Source organism: Muriicola sp., from assembly GCF_041567615.1.
Lineage (GTDB): Bacteria > Bacteroidota > Bacteroidia > Flavobacteriales > Flavobacteriaceae > Muriicola.
In genome coordinates this window covers 1-3,004 of the sequence record NZ_JBFGBM010000245.1, presented here as the reverse complement: position 1 = coordinate 3,004, position 3,004 = coordinate 1, and the positions used below count along the sequence as shown (strand labels likewise).

The following is a 3,004-nucleotide window of genomic DNA, read 5'->3' as shown; positions in this document are numbered from 1 at the left end:
TACCGGAATCACTTTGTGCTAAATCTGAATATTTCCCTTTGTGTGGGTACGGAAGATGCCGTTACCGAGGTTCTCGGAGGTTCTTACCTTAAATATTAATGAACCCTATCGAGGCATTAGAACCACGAACGGAATGATCATCTCCTCCAGGGAGACGCCCCCGTGCTGGTAGGTATTCCTGTAATAACTCACGTAGTGGTTGTAGTTATTGGGATAGGCAAAGAAGAGGTCGTTCCTGGCAAAGATAAAAGAGCTGCTCATGGTGATGCTGGGGAGGAAGATCTCCGAAGGGTCCTTTGCTTCAAGCACGTCTTTGGCCTCGTATGAAAGGCTCCTGCCGGTCTTGTACCTCAGGTTGAGACTGGTGTCCCGATCGCCTATGACCTTAGAAGGCTGCTTTACATTGATGGTGCCGTGGTCTGTGGTGATGATCAGTTTCATCCCCAGGCTACGCGCCTTTTGGATGATCTCCAGCAAGGGCGAATTCTTGAACCAGCTCTGGGTGAGGGAACGGTAGGCCTTGTCGTTGGAGGCCAGCTCCTTGATCACGTCCATCTCTGTCTTGGCATGGGAAAGCATGTCGACAAAATTGTAGACGATGACCGTGAGGTCATTTTTCTTCTGGCTGTTGAAGTTCTGGACCAGTTGCTTGCCCTGTTTCAAGCTACTGATCTTAAAATACTCCCATTCCAGGTTCAGCCCCAGGCGTTTTAACTGGGCTTCCAGGAATTTGTCTTCGAACAGGTTCTTGCCGCCCTCATCCGTGTCATTCTTCCACCACTGGGGGTATTTCTTTTCCATATCCAGGGGCATCAGACCTGAGAAAATGGCATTTCTGGCGTATTGGGTGGCCGTGGGCAGGATGCTGTAATAGGGTTGTTCCTTCACTTTTTTATAGAAAGGGGAGAGCACATCCTCAAAGGACACCCACTGGTCGTACCTCAGGTTGTCAATGACCACCAGCAGGGTCTGCTGCCCTTCCAGTTCGGGTTTTACCCATTCCCGGAACAGGGTGTGAGACATCACGGGGCCTTCCCCCTTGCCAAACCAGTCGGGGTAGTGGCGGTCTACAAATTTGCCGAACTGGTTGTTTGCCTCAATCTTCTGGGATTCCAGGATCTCAAACATTCCGGAATCCTCTATCTCTTCAAGCCGCAGCTCCCAGGAGATCAGTTTCCGGTAGAGGTCGGCCCACTCCTCAAAGGTGTTCACCATAGACAGGTCCATGGAGATCTTCCTGAATTCCTGCTGGTAATTAGAAGTCGTTTTTTCCGAGATAAGACGGGAATGCTCCAGGGTCTTTTTGAGGGAGAGCAGGATCTGGTTAGGGTTGACCGGTTTTATCAGGTAATCGGCGATCTTGGAGCCTATGGCCTCTTCCATAATGGTTTCCTCCTCGCTCCGGGTAATCATGACCACGGGCAGGGCAGGTTTCCTGTTCTTTATTTCGTTCAATGTATCGAGTCCTGACAGGCCCGGCATATTCTCATCCAGGAAGACAATGTCGAACTGGTTGTCGTCCAGTTCTTCCAGGGCATCCTGACCGCTTTTGCAGGTAACTACCCGGTATTTTTTCTCTTCGAGGAACAGGATATGGGGTTTCAGCATATCGATCTCGTCATCCACCCAAAGTATTGTAATCGTGCTCATTTAGCGTATCTTTACCCCTTAAATTGCAGAAAATTGGCCACCACCAGGAAGCTGAAGTTATTTAACGATCCAATTTACGGATTTATTAGAATTCCCTCCAACAGGCTTTTCAATCTCATTTCCCATCCTTATTTCCAGCGCCTGCGAAGGATCTCCCAGATGGGCATGTCTTATCTGGTCTTTCCCGGGGCTCATCACACGCGTTTTCATCACGCCCTGGGCAGCATGCACCTGATGCAACAGGCTATTCAGGTGCTGAGATACAAGAAGGTAGAGATCACTGAAAAGGAGTCCGACGGTCTCCTGAGCGCCATCTTGCTGCACGATATAGGACACGGGCCCTTTTCCCATGCCATGGAACACAGCCTGGTAGACGGCATCTCCCATGAGGAACTGTCCCTCCGGTTTATGCAGCACCTCAATGAAGAGTTCAAGGGTGAATTGTCCTGCGCTATCGAGATCTTTAAGGGGACCTATCCCAAGAAATTCCTCAACCAGCTGGTTTCCAGCCAGCTCGATATGGACCGCCTCGATTACCTGAAGCGCGATAGCTTCTACACGGGGGTTGCCGAGGGCAATATCAATGCAGAGCGCCTGATCACCATGCTCAACGTAGTAGACGGGTCATTGGTGATCGAGGAGAAAGGCATCTATTCTGTCGAAAAGTTCCTGATGGCGAGGCGATTTATGTACTGGCAGGTATATCTGCACAAGACGGGGATCGTGGCAGAGCAATTGCTCATCAGGGTTCTCAGGCGGGCCAGGGAATTGAGTTCGGGAGGCATCGACCTGCCGGGAAGCGCAGCCTTGAAGTATTTCCTGGTGAACCGGGTCAGCAGGGAAACCTTTAACAAGGATATGTTGCAGCGCTTTTCATCCCTGGACGATGTAGATGTATTGTCGGCTTTAAAGGCCTGGCAGCATCACGCCGATTTCGTCCTCTCCGAACTCAGCAAGATGATCCTCAACCGGGAACTTTTAAAGGTGAAGGTGAAGGACAAACCCATAGGAGATAAAAAAATGGCCAGGATGAGGGAAGATCTAACAGAAGACCTGGGTCTCAATGCCGGGGAGGCCGACTATTTTATTTTCTCAGGCACTATTGAAAACCGGGCCTACAACCATGAAAAGGAGAACATACACATCCTGATGGGAAACTCCCGTACCGTCGATGTGGCAAAGGCCTCAGACCATCTCAATCTGGACGCCCTCTCCAAAACTGTGACCAAGCATTATATCTGTTATCCCAAGAAGGGCGTTTCGTAATTTTTCTTACTTTTGTGCGATCAAATCCCTAGACCTAAAAGTTAGCTTTTGAAATTCACAGCAAGTCAGATAGCAGGCATCCTTGAAG

The 3,004-nt window shown here is 49.8% G+C and carries 2 protein-coding genes; one reads left to right on the top strand and one right to left on the bottom strand.

Features of this window, described 5'->3' with window-relative positions; genetic code table 11:
• Positions 1-105: 105 nt before the first annotated feature.
• A complete protein-coding gene (locus tag ABYP73_RS12575) occupies positions 106-1,650 on the bottom strand; it encodes a response regulator (RefSeq protein ID WP_372974561.1) in 1,545 nt (514 codons plus the stop codon).
• 33 nt (positions 1,651-1,683) lie between these two features.
• On the opposite strand from ABYP73_RS12575, the gene ABYP73_RS12570 reads away from it, so the two are divergent.
• Complete coding sequence (locus ABYP73_RS12570; protein WP_372974560.1) at positions 1,684-2,916, top strand: HD domain-containing protein; 1,233 nt, start codon at positions 1,684-1,686, stop codon at positions 2,914-2,916.
• Positions 2,917-3,004 lie beyond the last annotated feature (88 nt).

What these genes read in the sequence shown, in the direction of transcription:
- ABYP73_RS12575 (WP_372974561.1), bottom strand. Translation starts at nt 1,650, where the DNA reads ATGAGCACGATTACAATACTTTGGGTGGATGACGAGATCGATATGCTG.